We start from the raw sequence: 19,062 nt of genomic DNA, 5'->3' as shown, positions 1-19,062 counted from the left end.
ATCCGGCTTGTTTCAGCGTGATGGCCACCATGTGAGCGGAGTCTGTCGCAGGGGTTGACCTCGCGCCGGGGGGCTCGTACGGTCACGTCCGAAAACTGTTGCTGCCGTCTTGCAGCAAGAGGTTCCATCGGCCTTGCGGGCATGGCGCGTTGCCGTACGAGGCTGCCCCCACCGCATCCGCACCTCCCCTCCCCTCCCCAGGAGGAAACATGGCCAGAAGAACCGTGGCAGCCGCACTCGCCCTCGTGGCGGGAGCCGCAGTCGGTGTCACGGCGCCGAGCCAGACCGCACAGGCGGCCGCGCCCGGCGACAAGGACGTCACCGCGGTGATGTTCGAGTGGAAGTTCTCGTCGATCGCCAAGGCCTGCACCGACACGCTCGGCCCCGCCGGGTACGGCTACGTGCAGGTCTCGCCCCCGCAGGAGCGCATCCAGGGCTCCACGTGGTGGACGGCCTACCAGCCCGTCAGCTACCGCATCGCCGGTCCCCTCGGCGACCGCGCCGCCTTCAAGAGCATGATCGACACCTGCCACTCGGCGGGCGTCAAGGTCGTCGCCGACACCGTCATCAACCACATGTCGGCCGGCAGCGGCACGGGCACCGGCGGGTCGTCGTACACCAAGTACAACTACCCCGGCATCTACTCGGCGTCCGACTTCGACAACTGCACGTCCGAGGTGAACAACTACCGGGACCGCTGGAACGTCCAGAACTGCGAGCTGGTCGGCCTCTCCGACCTGGACACGGGCGAGGAGTACGTGCGCGGCCGCATCGCCGCGTACATGAACGACCTGCTGTCGCTCGGTGTGGACGGCTTCCGCGTCGACGCCGCCAAGCACATGCCGGCCGCCGACCTGGCCAACATCAAGTCCCGGCTCAGCAACCCGAACGTCTACTGGAAGCAGGAGGTCATCCACGGCGCCGGCGAGGCCGTCTCGCCCGACGAGTACCTCGGCAACGGCGACGTGCAGGAGTTCCGCTACGCCCGCGAGCTGAAGCGGATGTTCACCGGCGACAAGCTCGCGTACCTGAAGAACTTCGGCGAGGCGTGGGGCTTCATGTCCTCCGGCCAGTCGGGCGTCTTCGTCGACAACCACGACACCGAGCGCGTCGGCGACACCCTCAACTACAAGAGCGGCGCCGCCTACACCCTGGCGAACGTCTTCATGCTCGCCTGGCCGTACGGCTCCCCGGACGTCCACTCCGGCTACGAGTGGTCGAACAAGGACGCCGGCGCCCCCAACGGCAACCAGGTCAACGCCTGCTACCAGGACGGCTGGAAGTGCCAGCACGACTGGCGCGAGATCAAGTCCATGGTCGGCTTCCGGAACGTGGCCCGCGGTCAGGGCGTCACGAACTGGTGGGACAACGGCAACAACGCCATCGCCTTCGGGCGCGGCACCAAGGCGTACGTGGCCATCAACCACGAGGGCGGCTCGCTGACCCGGACGTTCCAGACCTCGCTGCCCGCGGGCACGTACTGCGACGTCCAGAGCAACACGCCGGTCACGGTCGACGGCTCCGGCCGCTTCACCGCCACCCTCGGCGCCCGCACGGCCCTCGCCCTGCACGTCGGCGCGACCTCCTGCGGCGGCGGCCCCGTCACCCCGCCGCCGGCCGACGGCTCGGGCGCGTCGTTCAACGTCGACGCCACCACCAGCCTCGGCCAGAACATCCACGTCACCGGCAACCACGCCGCCCTCGGCAACTGGAACCCGGCCGCCGCGCCCAAGCTGGACCCGTCCGCCTACCCGGTGTGGAAGCTGGACCTGACCCTGCCGGCCGGCACCACCTTCGAGTACAAGTACGTCCGCAAGGACGCCGCCGGCAACGTCACCTGGGAGAGCGGCGCCAACCGCGTCGCGACCGTCCCGGCCAGCGGCAAGGTGACCCTCACCGACACCTGGCGGAACTGACCCGCACCGACCCGGCCCCGCACCTCCCCGTGCGGGGCCGGCCCTCCACCGGCCCCCGCGGCTGACCGCCGGACCGGCACCACCGGCCCCCGCGCCTCCCCGCGCAGGACCGGCACCACCGGCCCCCGCACCGGGCCGCGAGCCCGCCACCAGCGGGCCCCGCGCCCACGGGGGGTGCGGGGCCCGCGCCCCCACGCCACCACCGAGCCCCGCACCCGGCCCGGGTGCGGGGCCTCCTCCCGTACGACCCTCACCGAGGAGAACCCGCCTTGACACGCCCGAGCCTCCCGGCACGCCACCGGCGGCGGCGCCCGACGCGCAGAGCGGTGGCCGCCCTCGCGGCGGCGACGCTCACCGCGCTGGCCGTCCCCGCCGTCCAGGCGAGCGCCGCGCCCCGGCCGCCCGCGCCGCCGTCCGACCGGCAGCTGGCCGCGGAGCCCGCCCGGCACGACCTGACCCGCGAGCAGTTCTACTTCGTGCTGCCCGACCGGTTCGCCAACGGCGACCCGCGCAACGACCGCGGCGGTCTCACCGGCACCCGGCTCACCACCGGCTACGACCCCACCGACAAGGGCTTCTACCAGGGCGGTGACCTCAAGGGCCTCACCGACCGGCTCGACTACATCAAGGGCCTCGGCACCACCGCCATCTGGCTCGCCCCGATCTTCAAGAACCAGCCCGTGCAGGGCCAGGGCGAGAACGCCTCCGCCGGGTACCACGGCTACTGGATCACCGACTTCACCCAGGTCGACCCGCACTTCGGCACCAACGCCGACCTGGAGCGCCTGATCGACAAGGCCCACGCCAAGGGCATGAAGGTCTTCTTCGACGTCATCACCAACCACACCGCCGACGTCATCGACTACGAGGAGAAGTCCTACGAGTACCTCTCCAAGGGAGCCTTCCCCTACCTGACCGAGGACGGCCGGCCCTTCGACGACGCCGACTACGCCGACGGGACACGACGCTTCCCCAGGACGGACCTCGACTCCTTCCCGCGCACGCCCGTCGTCGCCCCCGGCAAGAAGGACGCCAAGGTCCCGGCCTGGCTCAACGACCCGTCGATGTACCACAACCGGGGCGACTCCACCTTCGCCGGGGAGTCCTCCACGCACGGTGACTTCGTCGGCCTGGACGACCTGTGGACCGAGCGCCCCGAGGTCGTCGAGGGCATGGAGAAGATCTACCAGCGCTGGGTGCGCGACTTCGGCATCGACGGCTTCCGCATCGACACCGTCAAGCACGTCAACACCGAGTTCTGGACCCAGTGGGCCACGGCGCTCGACAAGTACGCCGCGGACCGGGGCCGCGAGGACTTCTTCATGTTCGGCGAGGTGTACTCCTCCGACACCGACATCACCTCGCACTACGTGCGCGAGGGCCGCCTCGACGCCACCCTGGACTTCCCCTTCCAGGAGGCCGCCCGCCAGTACGCCTCCCAGGGCGGCTCCGCGGCGAAGCTCGCCGGGCTGTTCGGCGACGACCACAAGTACACGACCGACAAGGCCAACGCCTACGAGACGGTCAACTTCCTCGGCAACCACGACATGGGCCGCTTCGGCGCGTTCCTCAAGCAGGACAACGCCAAGGCGTCCGACGCCGAACTCCTCAAGCGGTACACCCTCGCCAACGAGCTGATGTTCCTCAGCCGCGGCAACACGGTCGTCTACGCGGGCGACGAGCAGGGCTTCACCGGCCCCGGCGGCGACAAGGACGCCCGCCAGACCCTCTTCGCCTCGCGGGTCGCCGACTACCTGGACGACGACCAGATCGGCACCGACCGCACCCACGCCGCCGACGCGTACGACGCCCGCCACCCCCTGTACCGGCGGATCGCCGCGCTCGCCCAGCTCCGCAAGGCCCACCCGGCCCTCGCCGACGGCACGCAGATCGAGCGGTACGCGGACCAGGGCGCCGGCGTGTACGCGTTCTCCCGCGTCGACGCCAAGGCCCGCACCGAGTACGTCGTCGCCGTCAACAACGCCACCGCGGCGAAGACCGTCGAGCTGGCCACCGAGTCGGCCGGCACCGCCTTCCGGCCCGTCCACGGCGACGCGAAGGCGGTGACCAGCGGCACCGACCGGAAGATCACGGTCACCGTCCCGGCCCTGTCGGCCGTCGTCCTCAAGGCCGCCAAGCCCCTCGCCGCCCCGGCCGCCCCGCCCACCGTCGACCTGAAGGCCCCCGCAGCGGGCGCCTCCGGCACCGTGCGGGTCACCGCCGACGTGGACGGCGGACAGCTCAACCGGGTCGTCTTCGCCGCCCAGCAGGGCAACGGCAGGTGGCAGGTCCTCGGCTCCGCCGACCACGCCCCGTACACCGTCACCCACAAGATCACCGCCCCGGCCGGCACCCCGGTCCGCTACAAGGCCGTCGCCGTCGACACGGCCGGCCGCACCGCGAGCGACCTCGCCGCCACCACCGCCGGCCAGGCCCCCGCCACCCCCGCTCCGAGCGCCACCCAGCGCGACTACGCGATCGTCCACTACAAGCGCGCCGACGGCGACTACACCGACTGGCGCCTGTACACCTGGGGCGACATCGCCGAGGGCGAGGCCAAGCCCTGGCCGGAGGGGCAGCCCTTCACCGGCCGCGACGCCTACGGCGCCTTCGCCTACGTCAAGCTGAAGCCGGGCGCCTCCAGCGTCGGCTACCTCGTCATCGACAAGGACGGCAACAAGGACGTCTCCACCGACCGGACCATCGACCTGTCGAAGACGGGCCAGGTCTGGATCGAGCAGGGCAAGGACGCCGCCCTCGACGAGCCGCCCGCCGGCGCCTACCCGCCGCAGGACACCTCCAAGGCCGTCCTGCACTACCACCGCCCCGACGGCGCCTACGACGGCTGGGGCCTGCACGTGTGGACCGGCGCCGCGACGCCCACCGACTGGTCCAAGCCGCTGATGCCCGTCCGCACCGACGCCTACGGCGCCGTGTACGAGGTGCCGCTCGCCCAGGGCGCCACGTCGCTGAGCTACATCCTCCACAAGGGCGACGAGAAGGACCTGCCCACCGACCAGTCCCTCGACATCGCCTCCGACGGCCGCGAGGTGTGGATGCTCGCCGGGCAGCCCAAGTACCTGCTGCCGCAGCCCAAGGGCGGCGGCGCCGCCCTCGACCTCGGCAAGTCCGCGGCCGTGTGGATCGACGGGACGACCGTCGCCTGGAACGGCTCGCCCACCGCGGCCTCCAGCCAGCTCGTGTACTCGCCGACCGGCACGCTCGCCGTGAAGGACGGCGTCCTCACCGGCGAGGACCGCGCCCACTGGCTCCGCCTGAACCGCACGGCGCTCACCGACGCCCAGAAGGCCGCCTTCCCGCACCTGGCGAAGTACACCGCGTACTCCGTCGACCCGCGCGACCGCGACCGGATCCGCACCGCCCTGCGCGGCCAGCTCGTCGCCACCCAGCGCGCCGCCAACGGCGCCCTGCTCACGGCGACCGGCGTGCAGACCGCGGGCGCCCTCGACGCCCTGTACGGCGAGAAGGCCAGGACGAAGGCGCTCGGCCCGGTCTTCAGGAAGGGCACGCCCACCCTGTCCGTCTGGGCGCCGACCGCCCAGACCGTCGCCCTCGAACTCGACGGCCGCACCGTCCCCATGCGGCGCGACGACACGACGGGCGTCTGGTCCGTGAAGGGCGCGAAGTCCTGGACGGGCAAGCCCTACCGGTACGTCGTCAAGGTCTGGGCGCCCACCGTCGGCAAGATCGTCACCAACAGGGTCACCGACCCGTACTCCACCGCCCTCACCACCGACTCGGCGCGCAGCCTCGTCGTCGACCTCACCGCCCCCGAACTGGCCCCCAAGGGCTGGGACCGGCTGCGGAAGCCGGCCGCCGTCCCCCTGCGCGACGCGCAGATCCAGGAACTGCACGTCCGCGACTTCTCCGCCTCCGACCCCACGTCGAAGCACCCCGGCGGCTACCTCGCCTTCACCGACCGCGACTCGGCCGGGATGAAGCACCTGACGAAGCTCGCCCGCAGCGGCACCTCGTACGTGCACCTGCTCCCGGCCTTCGACATCGGCACCATCCCCGAGCGGAAGTCCGACCAGACCACCCCCGACTGCGACCTCGCCGCGCACCCCGCCGACTCCGCCGAGCAGCAGGAGTGCGTCACCAAGGCCGCGGCCAAGGACGCCTTCAACTGGGGCTACGACCCGCTGCACTACACCGTGCCCGAGGGTTCCTACGCCTCCGACCCCGAGGGGACCCGCCGCACCGTCGAGTTCCGGCGCATGGTCCAGTCCCTCAACGGCGCCGGTCTGCGCACCGTCATGGACGTCGTCTACAACCACACCGTCGCCGCCGGGCAGGACGACAAGTCCGTCCTCGACCGGATCGTGCCCGGCTACTACCAGCGGCTCCTCGCCGACGGCTCCGTCGCCACCTCCACCTGCTGCGCCAACACCGCGCCCGAGAACACCATGATGGGCAAGCTCGTCGTGGACTCGGTCGTCACCTGGGCGAAGGAGTACAAGGTCGACGGGTTCCGCTTCGACCTGATGGGGCACCACCCGAAGGAGAACATCCTCGCCGTCCGCGCGGCCCTGGACGCCCTGACCGTCGAGAAGGACGGCGTCGACGGCAAGAAGATCATCCTGTACGGCGAGGGCTGGAACTTCGGCGAGGTCGCCGACGACGCCCGCTTCGTCCAGGCCACGCAGAAGAACATGGCCGGCACCGGCATCGCCACCTTCTCCGACCGGGCCCGCGACGCGGTCCGCGGCGGCGGCCCCTTCGACGCCGACCCCGGCGTGCAGGGCTTCGCCTCCGGGCTGTACACCGAGCCCAACGGCTCCGCCGCCAACGGCACGGCCGCCGAGCAGAAGGCCCGCCTCCTGCACTACCAGGACCTCATCAAGGTCGGCCTGACCGGCAACCTCGCCGACTACACCTTCACCGACACCAGCGGCAAGCGCGTCAAGGGCGCCCAGGTCGACTACAACGGCGCCCCCGCCGGGTACGCCGCCGCCCCCGGCGAGGCCGTCGCCTACGCGGACGCCCACGACAACGAGACCCTGTACGACGCGCTGGCCTTCAAGCTCCCGGCCGCCACGTCCCCGGACGACCGGGCCAGGATGCAGGTCCTCGCCATGGCGACCGCCGCGCTCTCCCAGGGCCCCGCCCTGTCCCAGGCCGGCACGGACCTGCTGCGCTCCAAGTCCCTGGACCGCAACTCCTACGACAGCGGCGACTGGTTCAACGCCCTGCACTGGGACTGCCGCCTCGGCAACGGCTTCGGGCGCGGACTGCCGCCCGCCGCCGACAACGAGGACAAGTGGGAGTACGCCCGGCCGCTGCTCGCCTCGCCGTCCCTCAAGGCCGGCTGCGCGCAGATCGACGGCGCCTCGGCCGCCTACCGCGACCTGCTGACGATCCGCACCACCGAGCCGGCGTTCTCCCTCGCCACCGCGGAGCAGGTCCAGTCGGCCCTGTCGTTCCCGCTGTCCGGGCCGCGGGAGACGCCGGGCGTCATCACCATGCGCCTCGGCGACCTGGTCGTCGTCTTCAACGCCACGCCCGACCGGCAGAAGCAGACCGTACCGGCCCTCTCCGGCACGGGGTACGCCCTGCACCCGGTCCAGGCCGGCGGCGCCGACGCCGCGATCCGGACGGCCGCGTACGACAAGGCCACCGGGACCTTCACCGTCCCGGCCCGGTCCGTGGCGGTCTACAAGGCGGGCTGACCCCCCGCCCCCGACGGACGCGGCGCCCCCTTCCCGGACCGGGGAGGGGGCGCCGCGGCGTTCGGCGGGCTTGCCCGGGCGGCCGGGGGCGGGTGAAGGTGGGGCATGCCGCAGATCACCGTCGACTACTCCGCCGACCTCCGCGACGCCTTCGACCGCCGGGGCTACGCCACGGCCCTGCACCCCGTCGTCGTGGCGGCCGTCGCCGCCCGCCCCGAGGCGTGCAAGACCCGCATCCGCCCCGTCGAGGAGTACGCCGTCGGGGACGGCACCGGCCGCGACGCCGTCGTCCATGTGGAGATCGCCCTGGCGGCCGGGCGCACCGGCGAGGCGAAGGACCGCCTCGCGCGGGCCGCCGCCGCGCTCGTACGCGAGCACCTCGCGCCCGTGGACGGGCTCACCGTCCACGTCTCCGCGGAGGTGCGGGACCTCGCCCCGGCCTACCGCACGGCCTGAGCCGCCCCGCCCCGGCCGTCCGGACCGGCCACGGCCTCCGGACCGGCGTCGTCCCCGGCCCCCGCACCCGCACCGCCCCCGGAACCGCCCCCGGAACCGGCCCCGGCTCCGGAACCGGCCCCGGCGACCAGGGTGACCAGCCGCCCGACCAGCTCGCCGAACGGCCCGTCGGCCGGCTCGTCCGCGAGCATCCCGGCGACGAACCCGGCCATCTCCCCGTCGTACGCGGCGCTCACCGCGACCAGCGCGCCGAAGTCGTGCACGAGCTGCCGCTCCAGCTCGGCGCGCGGGATGCGCCGCCCGTCCAGCCAGATCAGCGCCGTCGACTCGGCCAGCGCCACCCACGACCGCACCACCAGGTCCAGCCGCGCGGGCGGCCGGCCGCGCACCCCGAGGTGGTCCATGACGTGGTCGTACGCCGCCTGCCGCACCCCGTCGATCACCGCGTGCGCCGCCGGCACCCGCCCGGCCGGGCGGGACGCGTCGGCCGGGCAGGCCGGGCCGCCGCGCATCAGCGCCGCGAAACCGGCCCCGTGCTCCTCCACGAAGTCGAAGAACCGGCCCATCACCCGCAGCAGCCGCGCCCCGACCGGGCCTTCGCGCGGCTCCGCGAACCGGGCGGTCAGCTCGTCGGCGGCCCGCCGCAGCGCCGCCTCGTACAGGCTGTGCTTGCCGGGGAAGTAGTGGTAGACGAGCGGCCGGGAGATGCCCGCGGCGGCGGCGATCTCGTCGATGGACACCTCGTCGGGGGACCGGCTGCCGAACAGCTCCAGCGCGACGTCGATGAGCTGCTGCCTGCGCTCCTCGACGCCCATCCGCCTGCGCACCCCGGTCGTCATGCGAACAGGGTAGCGGCGGCCCTTCGAACGGCGGTGCCCGTACGGTCGGTTACGCTCCGGGGCATGACCACAGCGGACCAGAGGACCTCCGGCCCGGCGGACGCCGGCACCGGCGATGCGGCCGAGGACGCCGCCGGGGACGGCGGGGCCACCGCCGTGGACGGCGCGCGGACCGGGGACGCCAGGCACCCGGAGGGCGGGAAGGACCCGGAGGGCGGGAAGGACCCGAGGGGCGGGAAGGACGCCGGGAGCGCCGAAGCCCCCGGGCAGTCCGCGGACGCCGAGGGCGAGGCGGCCGAAGAGGGCGAGGCGGTCGAGGAAGCCGAGGACGCGCCCGACGGGCTGACGCCCCGCCAGGCGAGGCGGCTGCGGGTCGCCGTCGCGACGGTCGTGCTGGTCAGCCTCGCCGTCGTCCTCGCCCTGCGGCTCGCCAGCCGTACCTCGGTCCTCGTCGTCGGCGTGTACGGCCTGGCGATGATCCTGTGCGGCGTGGTGATCGAGCTGAGCCGCCACGGCCGCACCCGCCTCGGCACATGGCTGCTCGGCACCGGTCTGCTGGCCGCCCTCGCCGCCGACTGGCTGCTGCTGCCGTAACGGGCGCCGCCGTACCGGGTACCGCCGTAACGGATACCGCCGTGGCGGCCGCCGCCGTAAGGGGGCGTGCCGTACGCGACCGGCGTCGGCCGACCGGTGACGCCGGAGTGCCGGGGCGCCGGAGTGCCGGGGCGCCGCCCACCCGGCACGGCCACCGCCGCCGGCTCAGCGCAGCGCGTCGATCCGCGTCCCGTCCTCCAGCTCACCGGTCAGCTCCGCCTTCGCGCCCCGCTCCGCCTCGACGGCGAGCAGCCGCCCGTCGGCCTCGCCCTCGACCCCGCCCGAGGTGGCCAGCGACGCGACGCCCGGGCTCCCCGCCGCCAGTACGTACCAGCGGCCCGCCGGGTCCTTCCACAGCACCCCCGCCAGGACGCGCGGTTCGCGCGGCCCGCAGGCCGGGGAGTCCTCCGCCCTCGCCGCGACGGCGCCCGGCGTCAGCGGCTCGCCCGGCGCGGCGTCCGGAGCGGGCGGCTGGAACTGCGCCAGCACCCTGCTGCCGGGGCCCCGCCAGGTCTCGGCGCGGGTGCACAGCCACGTCGCCGTGCCGGTGCCCGTGCCGGGCAGCTCCTGCTCGGCGTACCGCCACGAGTTGACCGACCGCACGCCCATCGCCCGCATCGACGGCAGCATGCACGCCGTGCGCGCCCACTCCCGCCGCGCCGCCTCGCCCGCCACGTCCACCGGCCTGCCCGGAGCGCCCGACGTGAGCCGTACGGGGACGATCTCGCCCAGGTCGGTGAGGACCCGCGTACCGTCCCCGTCCCTGACCTCCAGCACGTCCCACGAGCGGCAGTCGCTCGCCGCGGCCGGGGTCTGCGACGGCGCGGTGACGCCCGCCGCGTTCCGCTCCAGCGGCCGGGCCTCCGCGTCCGGCAGCAGCAGGTCCCGCACGGCGACGCCCCGCACCCACGGCGCCGTCAGATACCGCACGTTGGCATGGGTGCGGCCGACCACCAGGGCCGCCGACGCGGCGGTGTCCGCGCCGTCCGTACGGGCGAAGTCCAGCGCCGCCGCCTCCGTGCCGTCCACCGGCTCCGCGTACCGCACGGCCCGCAGCCCGTCGTGGAAGAGCACCACCCGCGCCCCGTCCACCTCGCCCGCGTACAGCAGCTGCGGCGGGCCCATCGGCGGTCCCGGCAGCGTGCCCGGCGTCGCCGACGCCCGCACCTGCGCGCCGGGCCGCGCCCACACCGCCAGCGCCCGCCGCAGCAGCGCCGCGTCGTCCACCAGCGCGCCCCGCGCCGGCCACACCGAGAAGTCCGCGCGGGACGAGCGCTGCCACGCGGCCGGGGCGACCCGCCGCAGCTTCGCCGGGTCCAGCGCCGCCTCCGACGCCGGGTTGCGCGCGTACGGCGGGGCCGCCGCGCCGTCCGGCCCCCAGCCCCCGCCCGGCAGGCCCAGCAGCGCCCCGCACACCACGAGGGCGGCGCCCGCCGCGAGCGCCGCCCTCGTGTGCTGGCGCCGCCGCATCAGGTCCGTGGGCCGCGCCTGGAGGGAGCACGGGTCGAACTCCGGCGACTCCAGCAGCGCCCCGCCCGGCCCGTCCGCCGCCAGCCGGTCGGCCTCCGCCAGGGCCCCGTCCGGGTCGGAGGCGCCCGCCGCGACGAGCATCCGCCGCACCTCGGCGTCGCCCTGCCGCTCCAGGCGGCGCAGCACGTACGCGGCCCGGCCCGCGCCCGACAGGTCCGCCAGCCGCTGGTCCAGCGCCAGCTCCTCGGCGCCGCCCGAGCGGGGGAACAGCCGCAGCCCCCACACGAGGGGCAGCAGCGGCGGCAGCTGCGCCCGCTTCGGCCAGGCCCGGCGGCGCAGCGGCAGCCCGGCCTCCAGGGCCTGGCGCAGCACCCGGCCGCGCACGTAGGCGTACCCCGGGTCGACGGCGTCCTCGGGCCGCCGCCGCTGCGCCGGCATCCCCGCCTCGTCGCCCACCGCCGTGCGCCGTCGCGGCAGCGAGCGCTGCACCAGCGCGTGGGCGGTGAGGACGCGCCGGTTGCGGCCGAGGGACGGCGGCAGCACCAGATAGGCGATGCGGACCAGCCGCGGATAGTGCTCGACGAGCGCCGCCTCGGCCTGTTCCACGTCCACGGGGGCGGCGGCCACCGCGCGGGACTCCGCGGTCTTGACGCTGTGCTGGGCTTCCTGGGTGCTCACGCCCAGCGCAACGAGCGACGCTGGGACAAGTCACCGCCCGCCCCCGCCTCCCGGCCTCACCACGCGCCCCGTCCACGGGCCTTGACCCCCCGCCCCGTGCACGCGCCGCGCGTCCGCGCGCCGCGCCCCGGCGCCTGCCTCAGCCGCCGCGCCCCCACGCCCGCACCCCCAGGCCGGCCACCCCCGCGCGGCTACAGCTCCAGGACCTTCGCCTCCACCTCGGGGCTGATGCCCACCGGGTCGCGGTCCGGGCGCTGGGGCGCCGTGCCGCCCAGACCGCACAGCCACGCCCATGTGTCGGCGACGGTCTCCTCCACGGGGCGGCACCGCAGGCCGGAGGCGAGGGCCTTGCTCACGTCGGCGCCGTGCATCGCGTCGTGCGTCTCGCCCGGCGGAATCCACACGGGCAGCCCCGTCCACGGCTCGACGCCCGCCGCGAGGATCCGGGCGGGCGGCGTCCAGCGCAGCTCGGCGCCGGAGCCGGTCACCCGCACGCACGCCTCCAGCAGGGCCCCCATCGTGGTGTGCCCCGGCCGGCTCACCACGTCGTACGGCCCCGCCAGCCCGCCCTCGGCGGCGTCCAGGAGCCAGCCGGCGAGGTCCCGCGCGTCGATGTACTGCAACGGCAGGTCGTGCGGGCCGGGCGCGAGGACGGGGCCGCCGCGCGCGATCCGGGTCAGCCACCAGGGCAGGCGGCCCACGTTCTCCCCGGGGCCGAGGATGAGCCCGGCCCGCGCCAGCAGGGACCGCTCGGGGCCGAAGGCGCCGATCGCCGCCAGTTCGCCGCCCCGCTTGGCCCGCGCGTACGGCACGTCGCCGCCGTCGTCCGGCGACGCCTCCACCACCGGCTTGTCCTCCCGCAGTTCGGCCACCATCGGCCACTCGTACACCGAGCAGCTCGACACGTACCCGTACCAGCCGGCCCGGCCGGCCAGCAGCCGGGCCGCGTCCCGCACCGCCGACGGCGCGCCCGACCAGGTGTCGACCACCGCGTCCCACCCGCCCTCGCGCAGCGCCTCCAGGCCCGCCCCGTCGGGCAGGGACCGGTCGCCCCGCAGCACCGCCGCACCGGGCGGCGGTTCGTGCCGCCCCCGGTGGAACACCGTCACGTCCCATGCGCGGGCGAGCGCCGCCTCCGCCACGGCCCGCCCCACGAACTCCGTACCACCCAGGATCAGAAGCCTCATGCCTCCGAGCCTGCCCCGCCGCCGCCACCGCGCGCAGCGCTTCCGCTACCGGAGGAACACCCGGCACCACGACCTCCGACCGCCCACACGCCTCCCGCCCGCGCCACCCGCCCCCGCCCGGCGCCCGACCGCCCCGCCTCGGACCCCCGCCCACCGCCAAGCCCCCCGCCCGCTCCCGCACCGACGACAGGGCGCCCCCGGCCGGAACGTTCCGGCCGGGGGCGCCCCCGTGCGTGCGGGCGGGATCAGACCTGCCCGGCCTTCTCCAGCGCCGCGCAGCAGGTGTCCACCAGCAGGCGGGTCACCACGTACGGGTCGACGTTCGCGTTGGGGCGGCGGTCCTCGATGTACCCCTTGCCGTCCTTCTCCACCTGCCACGGGATGCGGACGGACGCGCCGCGGTCGGAGACGCCGTAGCTGTACCGGTCCCACGGGGCCGTCTCGTGCAGGCCGGTCAGGCGCTCGTCGACGCCCGCGCCGTAGTTCTTCACGTGGTCCAGCGGCTTGGAGCCCTCGCCGAGCGCCTCGCACGCGGTGATGATCGCGTCGTAGCCCTCGCGCATCGCGCGCGTGGAGAAGTTGGTGTGGGCGCCCGCGCCGTTCCAGTCGCCCTTCACCGGCTTGGGGTGCAGCGTCGCGGAGACCTCGAAGTCCTCGGCCGTGCGGTAGAGCAGCCAGCGGGCGATCCACAGCTGGTCGGCGACGGTGACCGGGTCGAGCGGGCCCACCTGGAACTCCCACTGGCCCGGCATGACCTCGGCGTTGATGCCGGATATGCCCAGGCCCGCCGCGAGGCAGTGGTCGAGGTGCGCCTCCACGATGTCGCGGCCGTGGATCTCGTCCGCGCCGACACCGCAGTAGTAGCCGCCCTGCGGGGCGGGGAAGCCGCCGTCGGGGAAGCCGAGCGGGCGGTGGCCCTTGAAGAAGGTGTACTCCTGCTCGATGCCGAAGATCGGCTCCTGCCCGGCGTACCGCTCGGCGACCTCGGCGAGCTCCGCCCGCGTGTTGGTGGAGTGCGGGGTCATGTCCGTGTTCAGGACCTCGCACAGCACCAGGATGTGCTCGCCGCCGCGGATCGGGTCCGGGCAGGAGTACACGGGGCGCAGGACGCAGTCGGAGGCGTGGCCCTCGGCCTGGTTGGTGCTGGACCCGTCGAAGCCCCACAGCGGGAGCTCCGCGACGCCGGCGACCGAGCCGTCCAGGATCTTCGTCTTGGAGCGGAGCTTGGCGGTCGGCTCGGTGCCGTCGATCCAGATGTACTCGGCCTTGATGCTCACGGGTCCCGTCCTTCGCGCGGTGCAGCGGTATGCCGCGCAGCTTGGCAACACGGGATTACCCGTCCGTTGCCCGTGTGTGAACCCCGTGTTACCCGGCCTCCCCCCGCGCCGCCCGCACCCGCCGGCCCACCGCGTGCGCGTCCGGCAGCCCACCGAACCCGGCCCGCGGGACCGCCCCGCCGGATCCGGGCGGCCGGCTCCCCGTGCCTCCGCGTCCCGTGACCGCCCCCTCCCGCCTCCCGCAGCCCCCCGCCTCCCGCAGCCCCCGGCCGATCCCCCCACCCTGGCGTCAGCCGCCCGTACTCCCGCCGCCGTCCGGACGCGCGCGCCCGCGGGCGCCGTCCTCCCCGGTCTCCGCCAGGAGCCCGCCCACGCCCAGCAGGAACCGCCGCACCGCGTCCCGGTCCCGCTCGTCGAAGCCGCGCAGCAGCTCCACGGTGCCGTCGACGAGCGGCCCGAAGTGCTCCCGGCCCAGCACCTTGGCCCCCTCGCGCACCCTCAGCAGCACCCGTCGCCGGTCCCCGGCGTCGCGCACCCGTGCGAGGTGGCCGAGCCGTTCGAGCCGGTCGATCACGGCGGTGGTCCCGGCCGAGTTGATCCCCAGCCGCGCGCCGAGCAGCCCCGGGGTGGCGTCCTCCCCGTTCCGCTCCGCGTCCAGCAGGCAGATCAGGGCCCGCACGTCGGTGGTGTGCATGCCGTTCCGCGCGGCGAACTCCGCCTGCCGCAGGCCGTACTCGACGGTCACGGCCCTCAGCAGATGGAAGATCCGCAGTTCCTCGCCCTCGGGCTCCATCCGGTGCACCTCCACCCCTGGAATCTCTCGCTGGGCGAGACTATCGTCCAGCGAGAGGGTGCCGGAAGGGCGAGCGGCGGAGAGGTGAGTGGACCATGCCGGCAGCGCGAGACCGTACCGGCCGCCGACGCGACCGCGGGCGGCCCTTCGACCGGGCGGAGTTCCTCAGGGCGTACGACGCGGTCGTCGCCGCCCGCTGGCCCGCCGGCACCACCGGGTCCACCGTGCCGACGCGGTACGGACCCACGTACGTCCACAGCCACGGCCCACGGGACGCGCCGCCCGTCGTCCTGCTCCACGGGGGCGGCACCACCTCCACGGTCTGGTTCGGCACCGCCGCCGCGCTGGGCCGCACCCGGCGCGTCCACGCCGTCGACCTGATCGGCGACCCCGGCCGCAGCGTGCCCGGTCCCGGCGACCCGCCCGTGCGGACGGTCGCGGACCTCACGGCGTGGCTGGACGCGGTGCTCGACGGCCTCGGCGCCGGACGGGTGTCGCTGTGCGGGCACTCCTACGGGGCGTGGATCGCGCTGCACCACGCCGTGCACGCCCCGTCGCGCGTCGACCGGCTGGTCCTGCTCGACCCGACGAACTGCTTCACCGGCTTCAGCCCCCGCTACCTGCTGCGCGCCCTGCCGACGCTGCTGCGTCCGACCCCCGCCCGCACCCGCGCCTTCCTGCGGTGGGAGACCGCCGGGGCGGCGCTCGACGAGACGTGGCTGAGGCTGGAGGGGCACACCGCACGCTTCCCGGCCGCGAGACCGGTCACGGGCCCCCGCCCGGACCTGCGGGCGCCGAACGGGCCGCTGCCGCCGACGCTGGTGCTCCTGGCGGGACGGTCGCGTGCGCACGCCGTACGCAGGGTGGCCGCGGCGGCCGGGAAGGTCCCGGCCGTCACGGTCGGGACGCTCCCCGACGCCACGCACCACACCCTCCCGCTGGCGCCGCCGCCGGGCACGGACCGCCGGGTGGCGCAGTTCCTGAGCGGCGGGGACGGGGGCGGTCCCGGGGCGTGACGCGTCCCGCGCGGCGGGAGCTACGAGCGGGACAGGGCGTCCCGTACCGCCTCCTCGGAGCGGCCGACGACCGCCGTGCCGTCGTCGGCGGTGATGAGGGGCCGCTGGATGAGCTTCGGGTGCGCGGCGAGCGCCTCCACCCACCGGTCGCGCGAGGCCGCGTCGCGCGGCCACGCCGTGAGGCCCAGCTCCCTCGCCTCCTGCTCCCCGGTGCGCGTGATGTCCCACGGCTCCAGCCCGAGGCGGTCCAGCACCGCGCGGATCTCGTCGGCGGACGGCACGTCCTCCAGGTACCGGCGGACGGTGTACTCGGCGCCCTCCTCGTCGAGGAGGCGCAGCGCGCTCCGGCACTTGGAACAGGCGGGATTGATCCAGATCTCCATGCCGCAACCGTACCCGCCGGCCCCCGCAAACCCCCTCCGACCAGGGTCGATTGTCAGTGCCCGCCGGTAGAATCGAGGTATTCGGTGAGGGCCCGGGGGAGGGCTCTCACACCCCGCACCGGGAGGTCGCCGATGGCCGTCGCCACCGTCACGCCACTGCCCCTCGAACCCTGGACGCCCCTGCGGAAGAAGCCGCTCCCGGCCGGCCGGCCGCGCGAGTGGTACGTCTCCCACAACCGCCGCCTGAAGGCCATGCGCCTGGCGATAGCCCTGCTCGACTCGGGCGTCTACCTCGCCGCCAGGGCCGACGACAGGACGATCCGCGCGACCGCGCACGAGCTCGGCATCCACCCGCCGTCCGCCACGACGTGCCGCATGGTCCGCGCCCTGATCCGCTCCAGCCTCTGACCGCCCCCGCCCCCGCCCCCGTCCCCGCCCCGCCGCGGGCGGGGCGGGGACGGCGAACGGCCGCCGGCCGCGCCCCGAGGAGGGCGCGGCCGGCGGCCGAGAGGCGGTGCGGGGCGGCCTGCAAGGCGCCCGCGGGCACCGTCAGAGGTCGAAGTACAGCTCGAACTCGTGGGGGTGCGGGCGGAGCTGGATGGGCTCGATCTCGTGGGTGCGCTTGTAGTCGATCCAGGTCTCGATCAGGTCGGGCGTGAAGACGCCGCCCGCCTGGAGGTACTCGTTGTCGGCCTCCAGGGCGTCGAGGACCGCGGAGAGGGTCGTCGGGACCTGGGCGACACCCGCGTGCTCCTCGGGGGCCAGCTCGTACAGGTCCTTGTCGATCGGCTCCGCCGGCTCGATCTTGTTCTTGATGCCGTCCAGGCCCGCGAGGAGGAGGGCCGAGAAGGCCAGGTACGGGTTGGAGGACGGGTCCGGCGCGCGGAACTCGACGCGCTTGGCCTTCGCGTTCGAGCCGGTGATCGGGATGCGCATCGCGGCCGAGCGGTTGCGCTGCGAGTACACCAGGTTCACCGGCGCCTCGAAGCCCGGCACCAGGCGGTGGTACGAGTTGACCGTCGGGTTGGTGAAGGCCAGCAGCGACGGGGCGTGCTTCAGGATGCCGCCGATGTAGTAGCGGGCCATGTCCGACAGGCCGGCGTAGCCCTGCTCGTCGTAGAAGAGCGGCTGGCCGCCGGACCACAGGGACTGGTGGACGTGCATGCCCGAACCGTTGTCACCGAAGATCGGCTTCGGCATGAAGGTCGCGGTCTTGCCGTTGCGCCAGGCGACGTTCTTCACGATGTACTTGAAGAGCATCAGGTCGTCGGCCGCGGCGAGCAGCGTGTTGAACTTGTAGTTGATCTCCGCCTGGCCGGCGGTGCCGACCTCGTGGTGCTGGCGCTCGACCTCCAGGCCGGCCTTCTCCAGCTCCAGGGAGATCTCCGCGCGCAGGTCGGCGAAGTGGTCGACCGGCGGGGCCGGGAAGTAGCCGCCCTTGTAGCGGACCTTGTACCCGCGGTTGTCCTCCAGCGCGCCGGTGTTCCAGGCGCCCGCCTCGGAGTCGATGTGGTAGAAGCCCTCGTTCGCGGAGGTGCTGAAGCGGACCGAGTCGAAGACGTAGAACTCCGCCTCGGGACCGAAGAACGCGGTGTCGGCGATGCCGGTGGAGGCCAGGTAGGCCTCCGCCTTCTTCGCGATGTTGCGCGGGTCGCGGCTGTACTGCTCACCCGTGATCGGGTCGTGGATGAAGAAGTTGATGTTCAGCGTCTTGTCCCGGCGGAACGGGTCGAGACGCGCCGTCGACAGGTCCGCGCGCAGCGCCATGTCGGACTCGTGGATGGCCTGGAAACCGCGGATCGACGAGCCGTCGAAGGCCAGCTCCTCGGCCGGGTCGAAAGCCTTGGCCGGGATCGTGAAGTGCTGCATCACGCCAGGCAGGTCGCAGAAGCGGACATCGACGAACTTGACGTCCTCGTCCGCGATGAACTTCTGGGCTTCGTCGGCGTTCTGGAACATCCAACTCCTCCTACTCCCACCCTGGGGGAGGGCGGGGTTGCAGCTCGTCCGTGTGCCAGTGCGGTGGCCCACGCTGGTCCCGACCCTAGGGACGGGGCATTTCTCAGGCATGACCCATTTGTTTCGCACAAGTTAACCGGTCGGCCCCCGGGTACCCGCGGGCGACGCGGGGGAAGCGTGCCGCGGGACGGCCCGGCCCGGCCCGCGGTGATCGCGGAGGGCCGCAGTACCGTGTACGGGTGGACAACAGGCATGTCATCGGATCGTGGCTCTCCGGCCCCCGCGCGGCGGCCGAGGAGATGGGCGCCGACTTCGGCTACCGCGGCGAGCGGCTCGGGCTGCCGGAGGAGGGCCCCGGTTCCGTCGCGCCCCTCGGGCGGCGCTTCGGCGCCCTCTTCGTCGACTGGTCGCTGTGCATGCTCATCGCATACGGGCTGATCACCCGAGGTGACTGGAGCGCGTCGGGGAACTGGGCCCTGGGCGTGCTGTTCGTCCTCGGCCTCCTCACCGTGGGCACCGTCGGCAGCACGCCCGGCAAGCGGCTCCTCGGGCTGCGCGTCATCGCCGAGGACGGGCAGCGCCTCGGTTTCGGCCGCGCCGCCGTCCGCACGGCCCTGCTGTGCCTGGCGATCCCGGCCCTGATCTGGGACCGCGACGGCCGCGGCCTCCACGACCGGCTCGCCCGCGCGGTCCAGGTGCGGATGATGTAGCCCGGCCGGCCCTCCGGCCGGGTGCCGGTCCGGGCGCCGGACGGCCCGTCGGCCGGGTGCCGGTCGGCCCGTCGGCCGGGTGCCGGACGCGGTA

14 protein-coding genes are annotated in these 19,062 nt (G+C 74.4%); 7 read left to right on the top strand and 7 right to left on the bottom strand.

The features are described 5' to 3' along the window. The first annotated feature begins 209 nt into the window (after positions 1 to 209). From CP974_RS07585 to CP974_RS07575, 3 genes are all read left to right on the top strand, one after another. On the top strand, positions 210 to 1,916 hold the full coding sequence (locus CP974_RS07585) for a carbohydrate-binding module family 20 domain-containing protein (RefSeq protein WP_031130287.1): 1,707 nt from the start codon (positions 210 to 212) through the stop codon (positions 1,914 to 1,916). A gap of 269 nt (positions 1,917 to 2,185) precedes the next feature. Further along, entirely contained in the window at positions 2,186 to 7,606 is a 5,421-nt protein-coding gene (gene pulA / locus CP974_RS07580; protein ID WP_051839259.1) for a pullulanase-type alpha-1,6-glucosidase, read from the top strand. Positions 7,607 to 7,711: 105 nt separating this feature from the next. Beyond that, positions 7,712 to 8,062, top strand: coding sequence for a 5-carboxymethyl-2-hydroxymuconate Delta-isomerase (locus CP974_RS07575; protein WP_031130285.1), 351 nt, complete (start codon positions 7,712 to 7,714; stop codon positions 8,060 to 8,062). Here the strand turns inward: CP974_RS07575 and CP974_RS07570 are convergent. Continuing rightward, on the bottom strand, positions 8,047 to 8,901 hold the full coding sequence (locus tag CP974_RS07570; RefSeq protein WP_078915512.1) for a TetR/AcrR family transcriptional regulator: 855 nt from the start codon (positions 8,899 to 8,901) through the stop codon (positions 8,047 to 8,049). The two genes, CP974_RS07575 and CP974_RS07570, sit on opposite strands and share 16 nt — an antisense overlap. Before the next feature lie 63 nt (positions 8,902 to 8,964). Between CP974_RS07570 and CP974_RS30020 the strand changes: the two genes are divergently transcribed. Further along, complete coding sequence (locus CP974_RS30020; RefSeq protein ID WP_223844614.1) at positions 8,965 to 9,495, top strand: hypothetical protein; 531 nt, start codon at positions 8,965 to 8,967, stop codon at positions 9,493 to 9,495. Between the two features lie 165 nt (positions 9,496 to 9,660). On the opposite strand, the gene CP974_RS07560 is transcribed toward CP974_RS30020, so the two are convergent. From CP974_RS07560 to CP974_RS07545, 4 genes are all read right to left on the bottom strand, one after another. Beyond that, positions 9,661 to 11,643: a hypothetical protein gene (locus tag CP974_RS07560; protein ID WP_373276777.1), complete on the bottom strand. Its 1,983-nt coding sequence runs from the start codon at positions 11,641 to 11,643 to the stop codon at positions 9,661 to 9,663. A 191-nt stretch (positions 11,644 to 11,834) separates the two neighbouring features. Continuing rightward, positions 11,835 to 12,830, bottom strand: coding sequence for a Rossmann-fold NAD(P)-binding domain-containing protein (locus CP974_RS07555; RefSeq protein WP_031130281.1), 996 nt, complete (start codon positions 12,828 to 12,830; stop codon positions 11,835 to 11,837). A gap of 245 nt (positions 12,831 to 13,075) precedes the next feature. Further along, the gene (gene glnII / locus CP974_RS07550; RefSeq protein ID WP_031129058.1) at positions 13,076 to 14,107 is read right to left on the bottom strand and encodes a glutamine synthetase; all 1,032 of its coding nucleotides are present in this window, start codon (positions 14,105 to 14,107) and stop codon (positions 13,076 to 13,078) included. Between the two features lie 289 nt (positions 14,108 to 14,396). Next, on the bottom strand, positions 14,397 to 14,900 hold the full coding sequence (locus tag CP974_RS07545; RefSeq protein ID WP_031135293.1) for a MarR family winged helix-turn-helix transcriptional regulator: 504 nt from the start codon (positions 14,898 to 14,900) through the stop codon (positions 14,397 to 14,399). 95 nt (positions 14,901 to 14,995) lie between these two features. Here CP974_RS07545 and CP974_RS07540 point away from each other — a divergent pair, with 95 nt between their 5' ends. Beyond that, positions 14,996 to 15,916 carry an alpha/beta fold hydrolase gene (locus CP974_RS07540; RefSeq protein ID WP_051839889.1) on the top strand — a complete coding sequence of 307 codons (921 nt, stop codon included), beginning with the start codon at positions 14,996 to 14,998 and terminating at the stop codon, positions 15,914 to 15,916. A 20-nt stretch (positions 15,917 to 15,936) separates the two neighbouring features. On the opposite strand, the gene CP974_RS07535 is transcribed toward CP974_RS07540, so the two are convergent. Further along, positions 15,937 to 16,299 carry an arsenate reductase family protein gene (locus tag CP974_RS07535; RefSeq protein ID WP_031135297.1) on the bottom strand — a complete coding sequence of 121 codons (363 nt, stop codon included), beginning with the start codon at positions 16,297 to 16,299 and terminating at the stop codon, positions 15,937 to 15,939. Between the two features lie 132 nt (positions 16,300 to 16,431). Between CP974_RS07535 and CP974_RS07530 the strand changes: the two genes are divergently transcribed. After that, positions 16,432 to 16,707 (top strand): hypothetical protein, encoded by a 276-nt coding sequence (locus CP974_RS07530; RefSeq protein ID WP_031135299.1) that lies wholly within the window; start codon positions 16,432 to 16,434, stop codon positions 16,705 to 16,707. A 141-nt stretch (positions 16,708 to 16,848) separates the two neighbouring features. Here CP974_RS07530 and glnA read toward each other — a convergent pair whose 3' ends face one another. After that, positions 16,849 to 18,258 (bottom strand): type I glutamate--ammonia ligase, encoded by a 1,410-nt coding sequence (glnA, locus tag CP974_RS07525; protein ID WP_031135300.1) that lies wholly within the window; start codon positions 18,256 to 18,258, stop codon positions 16,849 to 16,851. Positions 18,259 to 18,497: 239 nt separating this feature from the next. Here glnA and CP974_RS07520 point away from each other — a divergent pair, with 239 nt between their 5' ends. After that, positions 18,498 to 18,968 (top strand): RDD family protein, encoded by a 471-nt coding sequence (locus tag CP974_RS07520; protein WP_031135302.1) that lies wholly within the window; start codon positions 18,498 to 18,500, stop codon positions 18,966 to 18,968. Positions 18,969 to 19,062 lie beyond the last annotated feature (94 nt).

This window comes from Streptomyces fradiae ATCC 10745 = DSM 40063 (assembly GCF_008704425.1).
GTDB classification, from domain to species: domain Bacteria; phylum Actinomycetota; class Actinomycetes; order Streptomycetales; family Streptomycetaceae; genus Streptomyces; species Streptomyces fradiae.
This window is presented reverse-complemented; position numbering and strand designations above follow the sequence as displayed.

Coding starts and splice junctions, on each gene's coding strand:
- CP974_RS30020 (WP_223844614.1), top strand. CDS start 8,965: ATGACCACAGCGGACCAGAGGACCTCCGGCCCGGCGGACGCCGGCACC.
- CP974_RS07575 (WP_031130285.1), top strand. CDS start 7,712: ATGCCGCAGATCACCGTCGACTACTCCGCCGACCTCCGCGACGCCTTC.
- CP974_RS07585 (WP_031130287.1), top strand. CDS start 210: ATGGCCAGAAGAACCGTGGCAGCCGCACTCGCCCTCGTGGCGGGAGCC.
- glnA (WP_031135300.1), bottom strand. CDS start 18,258: ATGTTCCAGAACGCCGACGAAGCCCAGAAGTTCATCGCGGACGAGGAC.
- CP974_RS07535 (WP_031135297.1), bottom strand. CDS start 16,299: ATGGAGATCTGGATCAATCCCGCCTGTTCCAAGTGCCGGAGCGCGCTG.
- CP974_RS07530 (WP_031135299.1), top strand. CDS start 16,432: ATGGCCGTCGCCACCGTCACGCCACTGCCCCTCGAACCCTGGACGCCC.
- CP974_RS07555 (WP_031130281.1), bottom strand. CDS start 12,830: ATGAGGCTTCTGATCCTGGGTGGTACGGAGTTCGTGGGGCGGGCCGTG.
- CP974_RS07540 (WP_051839889.1), top strand. CDS start 14,996: ATGCCGGCAGCGCGAGACCGTACCGGCCGCCGACGCGACCGCGGGCGG.
- CP974_RS07570 (WP_078915512.1), bottom strand. CDS start 8,901: ATGACGACCGGGGTGCGCAGGCGGATGGGCGTCGAGGAGCGCAGGCAG.
- CP974_RS07545 (WP_031135293.1), bottom strand. CDS start 14,900: ATGGAGCCCGAGGGCGAGGAACTGCGGATCTTCCATCTGCTGAGGGCC.